At 36.7% G+C, this 6340-nt stretch carries 6 protein-coding genes and 1 pseudogene; 6 read left to right on the plus strand and 1 reads right to left on the minus strand.

All coding sequences use genetic code 11. The features are described 5' to 3' along the window. Positions 1–456, plus strand: a 456-nt coding sequence (locus tag LIR34_RS17190; RefSeq protein ID WP_244092366.1) for a DUF6034 family protein, incomplete at its 5' end; no start/stop codon positions are given. A gap of 122 nt (positions 457–578) precedes the next feature. Continuing rightward, positions 579–2372: a DUF4209 domain-containing protein gene (locus LIR34_RS17195; protein ID WP_114001668.1), complete on the plus strand. Its 1794-nt coding sequence runs from the start codon at positions 579–581 to the stop codon at positions 2370–2372. A 246-nt stretch (positions 2373–2618) separates the two neighbouring features. On the opposite strand, the pseudogene LIR34_RS17200 reads toward LIR34_RS17195, so the two are convergent. Beyond that, positions 2619–3023: pseudogene (locus LIR34_RS17200) on the minus strand (SMI1/KNR4 family protein); the annotation flags it as partial. A gap of 317 nt (positions 3024–3340) precedes the next feature. Here LIR34_RS17200 and LIR34_RS17205 point away from each other — a divergent pair. The 4 genes from LIR34_RS17205 to LIR34_RS17220 all read left to right on the plus strand — a co-directional run bounded on the left by LIR34_RS17205 (position 3341) and on the right by LIR34_RS17220 (position 6036). After that, the gene (locus tag LIR34_RS17205) at positions 3341–4480 is read left to right on the plus strand and encodes a hypothetical protein (RefSeq protein ID WP_114001666.1); all 1140 of its coding nucleotides are present in this window, start codon (positions 3341–3343) and stop codon (positions 4478–4480) included. Between the two features lie 248 nt (positions 4481–4728). Then, positions 4729–5145 (plus strand): YjdF family protein, encoded by a 417-nt coding sequence (locus LIR34_RS17210; protein WP_015525019.1) that lies wholly within the window; start codon positions 4729–4731, stop codon positions 5143–5145. A 124-nt stretch (positions 5146–5269) separates the two neighbouring features. Next, positions 5270–5602 (plus strand): DUF3784 domain-containing protein, encoded by a 333-nt coding sequence (locus LIR34_RS17215; RefSeq protein WP_114001665.1) that lies wholly within the window; start codon positions 5270–5272, stop codon positions 5600–5602. 53 nt (positions 5603–5655) lie between these two features. Beyond that, on the plus strand, positions 5656–6036 hold the full coding sequence (locus LIR34_RS17220) for a mannose-1-phosphate guanylyltransferase (protein WP_114001664.1): 381 nt from the start codon (positions 5656–5658) through the stop codon (positions 6034–6036). Positions 6037–6340 lie beyond the last annotated feature (304 nt).

Consider the following 6340-nt stretch of genomic DNA (forward strand, 5'->3'; position numbering starts at 1 on the left):
GAAGCATCGAATGCTTCCGATGAGAGGCTGTTCTTACTTCCTTTTGATGAGGTCAAGGATATCTTTGAAAAAACGATCACTTTGCAGGTCATGACAGAAGACAAGAATCGGCTGATCTCTGTTGATGGAGGAAGCCACTACCGTTATCCGTCCATTGATGCACAGAGTGCGGAGATAACCATAACAAAGGTACAGCTGGGTTATATGTGCATGCCAGACAGTGAAGGCAGCGATACCGAAGCAGTCCTGATCCCGGTGTGGGATTTTTATGGAACCTGGACATCCAAAGAGCCAGAGTATGAGTACGGAAATGGGGAGGATGGACCGGTCATGGGAGACGTGACGATGGATAATGCCGGTGTTCCACTCCTTACGATCGATGCACGGGATGGAAGCGTAATACAAAGGATTCAGGCTGGATGGGCGACTTCTATGGGCTCCAAGGATATAAAATAAGTGTGAATTTCAATTTCTAATCAATGATGACAGAAAGACCTGGAATTTCAGGTCTTTCTGCTTTACAGGAAAAAGAAAAATACATTATACTTTTCCTATAGAAAAAGGTTGGAGGAATATGTATGGCAGAAAAAATGGCAGAGCGGATCGCAGAGATTTTAAAAGGACCTAATTTTCAAACGGCAGAGAAAGCACTGACAGATTTCTGCGGAACGATGGATGGGGAATTCAGGAATCTTCTGGTGGATATTATTGTGGAACGATGGATTGATACGCCTAAAGACGTACCGTTTTCCTATGCCCGCAGCATTTGGAATCGGAAAGATATAAATAGAGAAGAGTATCAGGCATTGCTGGAGGAAATCCGAAGCTATCCCATCGCACCGATCAACAAGGCAAAGATATCGGATTTTTTATGGGTTGTGGAAAATGATTTTTCAAATGCTAAAATAGCAGAAACGGCTTATTGCGAACACTTGAAGAACACCGGTGCATTTGCAGATCATATCATGGCTATAAACCGGATCTTGTTTATCTCTAAAAAAATCCGAAGCAAGGAAATCAATGAAGAGGTGCGAAAGAATCTGCTGATAAAAGTATTAGAAGAGTATGATAACAGCAGCCATGCAAAAATTGGATATTTGATAAAAACTGCCATGGAGGAAAAAGTGGATACAGGATATCTGATCCCTTATGTGGAAAATATCTTGAAAACTTACGATGATAATAGCTGCGATGCACTGCTCATTGGTAAGTTTTGTGATCTGTTGGAAGAACTCTATTGCAGAAAAAATAACTGGCAGAAGAAAAAGTGTATTACTGAACCTAAACTGATTGCGATACGAAGACGTAAGATTCAGGCTGTCCGGATGGAGGCTGAATATGCCGGGGCCTCTTCCAAAGGAAATTTAATGAGAAAGATTCACTATTTGAAAGAGGTTATTCAGTTGTTAAAGACCATACAAGGTACGGAAAAAGAAAGAAAGGCACTGTTGCAGGAAATAGCACAGATAGAAGAAGCTTCCCTTTCGGAGATGATGGTATGGAGTGATAAACAGGATGCCAGCGGCATTGTAAAAGAACTGTTCCGCCAACTGGAAGATCTTGATAAAGAAGAGGCATTATGTTATTTTGCTTCATTTCTTCCGATTCCGATAAGAGAAAAGGTAAAGAATCAAGTATTAAATAGGACGGGGATCCTGAACACGATATTTCCAGCGGCAATCCTTGGAAAAGGAGGAAAATTAATTGCTAAAAGCAGGCCTGTGAAAAAGCCTGATGGAACAATCGATGAAGGTGCGCTTAAGGATAATATGGAGCGGACAGCAGCCATGGAGATGGATTATTTTGCACAGATCCTGGTGAGCAATACGTTTGAATATATTCGTTCCAGATTTTTGATCGAAGAGAGTGATGTAAAAAAGATTGTAGATGTAAGTTGTGCGATTCCGGAGGGGAGAAAAGAATCGTATACCAAGGGTCTCATGTTTGGCTTTTCTGGAGATTTCTTGACGGCGCTCAGTATCCTGATTCCACAGATAGAAAATGCAGTAAGATATCTGGCAGTAGAATGTGGAGAACCTGTTTACAACATGAATGAAGAAGGGATTGAAGAAATAAAATCAATGCACGCTGTCTTAGAATTGGAAGGAGTAAAAGAAAGCCTGGATGAAGACCTTATATTTGCGTTAAATACGATTTTCTGTTCAAAATTTGGATTTAACATGCGCAACAATGTGGCACATGGAATGCTGGATGATCAGGCATTCCAGAGCTTCAAAGCTTTGTATATCTGGTGGTTTGCACTGAAATTTTGCTATCTATTCTGCGGAAAATTACAGGAGGAGAATAGAAGTAAAATAAATAAAAGGCTGAAACAGCTGATGGAGAAGAAAGATAATATGGATGAGAATTAATATAAAATGGTTGGACGGATGGTATAGTTTCCTTAAAAAGTGTTCGGAAGTACCTGGCAAGCATAGCGTTTGGATATCAAAACGCACTTTGGGGACGGCCTCAATCCCCGGAATGTGTAGCACTGAGAGTAAATCTATAAATATAATATGAATTATAAAAATACTCCAACTTATTAGTAGTCAGAGTGTTTTTCATAAGCATATATTTTTTCTATAAAAAAAAGTAGAGAGAAAGTATTTTGGTAGTTACGGATTTAAGAAAAACCAAAATTCATGTCCCTGGCATACAATATATCGCTCCAGCCATTCATTAAAAGGAAGGTTAAAACGATCGGTGTCAGGAGCGGGATAACATAAATAATCGTCTCTACCTTCTGATACAGCCTGCAAATTCATGGTTATATCACCTATATCTTGCAGACAAAGAATGGGGAGATGATATGTGAATTCTGGATCAGATAAAATAGGTGTATTATTCCAAAATTCTTTTTGATTAAGAGCTTCTTTTAAAGAGTAGATGGTACAGCTGACTAGAGAACTACCCTCTTCTCCACAAAATAGCTCCATTCCATTTGAACAAGATAAAAAGGCTTTATACGAAGCGGGAAGTTTCATGTTAGGGAAATATTCTTCAAATAACTGAAATTCTTCAGAGGATACAGGTGAGTAAAATTTACGAGTATCTCTATTTTGAAGTTTTCAGTATAAAATTATATAAATATATAATAAAATTTATTTATAAGCCCCCAAAAAGGACAATAAGAATCTTCAGACAGAAATACTACGTAATTGTCGAAAAAAATATTCAAATTGAGTATCTATATTTTTCAGTAAGAAGAGTTCAATAGTAAGTTCAAATATCCTTGCAGATAGCAATATCATCAGAAAAAGTGTATAATTACAAGGAAAGAATTGATGAAAAAATTTATCTATGCAGAAAAATGTTGATGGATTGAGAGGTGATAAGTGTGAGAATTGATAAGATTTGTAAAACGTGTGGATTTGACTCCAATGGTGTGTGTGGCATGTATACCACATGCAAGGAAGGCGAAGAGTGCGATGACTGGGAAGCTTCTTTGGAGTATTATACCGAGATTACGAAAAAAGCACCTTGGTATATTAAGAAACCTTATGATCAATGTAAAATAAGTTATGAAAAATTTCTGGATCTTTTACAACAGGATGAACAGGGAGTCGGTGTAGAAATAAATATTTATGATGCGATTGAAAAAGTATATGAATTAAATTCGGTAGAACTAGCAGGGGTGTTAGATGTGTCTATGGGAGTGTTGGGATATGCCAGCACTCAAAGAACGATACCAAAGAGAAAAAGACAATTTTCAAGCAGGCTACATATTCCGGAAAGCTTCTTTGATGAGTTTTTATCTACACAACTGGATGCATTAAAGAAATGTAGAGAAGAATTTCGTGATTGTTATGGGGACGAGCTGATAGAAAAATTTAAGCAAAATGGTTATGCTGCAATGGAAGCAAAGATAGAAAAACAAAATGCAGTCGATAAAATAAAAAATGAAAAGTATAGGGAAGAAAACCAGAACAGATATCAGTATAAGGAGAAGACAAAAATGTACCATGATCTATCTGATGATTACAAATCCAGGGACTATGTGATTGCGATAACCTTAAAAGAAGGCGATTATTATGGAAATATATTCTATGAATACAGCTCTGGAGGATATGGCTTGTCTGTGGACATAATGGAAGATATTTTGCAATTTATTGAAAATCTGGATTGTGAAGAAATCAATGAGTTAAACGAGGAAGGTCTCTTAAATAATAATATAGCCTTGCAAGCAGACATAAATGGCAAGGATATTCATTTTGAACTGAGAAATGATGCAGGAGAAAAGCTCGAAAAGACAATCCTGGAAGATGAATTGCAAAAATACATTGTTGGTTATGAAATGATCCGGTGCGATGGACGTGGAATGAAAAAGGAACGCAGAAAATGTGGTTCCTGCGAAAATTTTACACCGATAGAAGGCTGTGCAAAAGGAAACTGTTCTGTTAGAGGTGATATCATTCAGAGAAGCAGAATTATATGTTCCCATGATTATGTGTTGAAAGCAGATAAAGTATTATGTTAAAATCGTCTCGTACTATCAATGGAAAAGATGATTGTATAGATTTACTATAGGAATTAGAATATATAAATTGTAAGGATATATTGTGTGATATTGCACTTTATATGATAAAAACAAGATAAAAACGCAATGCATATTTTTAAGATATGCTAGAGCTGGTAGGTAGCCCAGCCGTCCTATGTAAATAGGGTAAGTAACCTGCCCCTCCGGGTTGTCCATTCTTTGTTCAATTCATTTTAGGAGGGATTTTTATGGACAAAACAAATGGAAAACTGACGGTATATTTTGAAGAACCATTTTGGGTAGGCGTATTCGAGCGTATTGAGGATGGTAAATTATCTGTAGCGAAGGTAATATTTGGTGCAGAACCAAAAGATTACGAAGTGCAGGAATATATTCAACAATACTATTTCAGTTTGAAATTCAGTCCGGCTGTTGAAACTGTTGTAAAGGATATAAAAAGAAATCCGAAACGGATGCATCGAGAAGTAAAAAAGCAGACAATAGGGACAGGTATTGGCACAAAATCGCAGCAAGCATTGAAGTTACAGCAGGAACATAACAAACAGGAGCGTAAAGAGAGAAATCGCAAGAAAAAAGAGGCAAAAGAACAGCGAATGTTTGAGTTGAAACAGCAAAAGAAAAGAGAAAAGCATAAGGGGCATTAAAAGCCTCTTGGGCTTTAACTCAAATCGGAATTGACCGAGCGCATTGGGCGAGAGATACTTCTTGTTTGAATGGCAAGAAGATGGAATTGAGAGTTTAGAAAATTGGAATTCAAGGAGCATATAGATGAAATTAGCAGATTTAGCAACAGGTTCTGATTGGATAGTGTGGATTGTCTTTGCAATATTTGCTGTACTTTCTATAACTTTACTTTCTGGACACGGGAGCTGGTTTATTTCTGGATATAATACAGCTACAAAAGAAGAAAAGGAAAAATATGATGAAAAGAAGTTATGCAGAACAATGGGAATTGGAATGTCTATTATAGCAATTCTTGCATTAATTATGGGCTTGCTTGAAAATATTTTGCCTGCATTTTTTGTATATATTGCATTGGGGATTATTTTGATTGATGTCGTGGTAATTATCATTTTGGGAAACACGCTATGCAGAAAGTAATAACTTCCAGTTAGTTGAGATGTTGCAAAATTTGGAATCAGGAGAGAATAAGAATGATTAACAATTTGATGTACATTGAATTAAAAACGGGATATTCTGATGATGGTCCGGCATGGATTGGATATGTCAAAACTTCAAAAAGTAAGAAAACAATCTATTTTAATGACCATGCCTTTCAGAAGAATATCGGTAACTATGCAAATTATATAGATATTGAGAATGGTAATAAATATTGGATTTCTGGACTGAAAAAGGAAGAGAGCAATCGTCATTGGGCAGGACATGGAAAGATTATGATTGATCGTAGAGCTGTTAATGAATACCTTTTCCTGATTGGTGAAAAGGTATTGCCATTAAATCTGTTTGAAGTAGTTGATATTGAAGATAGATTTCCGGTTAAAAGAGTAAAAGAATTATTGAATGAAAAGAAATAGCAATGCCAGCAGTCTTACAATATTGAGTTTAGAAAAATTGTGACATTCTCACATATGACCGAGCGCATTGGGCGAGGGATACTTCTTGTTTGAATGTTGGAATGATTATAGGTATTTGTTTTCGGTATGAAAATACCGTTTATTTATTCCAGACATAAGATGTCCGGTTGAAAATTAACGGATTCTCGTTTTATGTCGTGGTAATTTTGGTGCATATTGGTAAGCTGTAAGTGGAAGAGAGGTAGAGATATGGATACAAAAAAGATTGGAGCTTTTTTAAAGCAATGTCGTAAAGAAAAGAATC

The sequence above is a fragment of the Blautia sp. MSK17_66 genome (assembly GCF_020538025.1).
GTDB lineage: Bacteria > Bacillota > Clostridia > Lachnospirales > Lachnospiraceae > Blautia_A.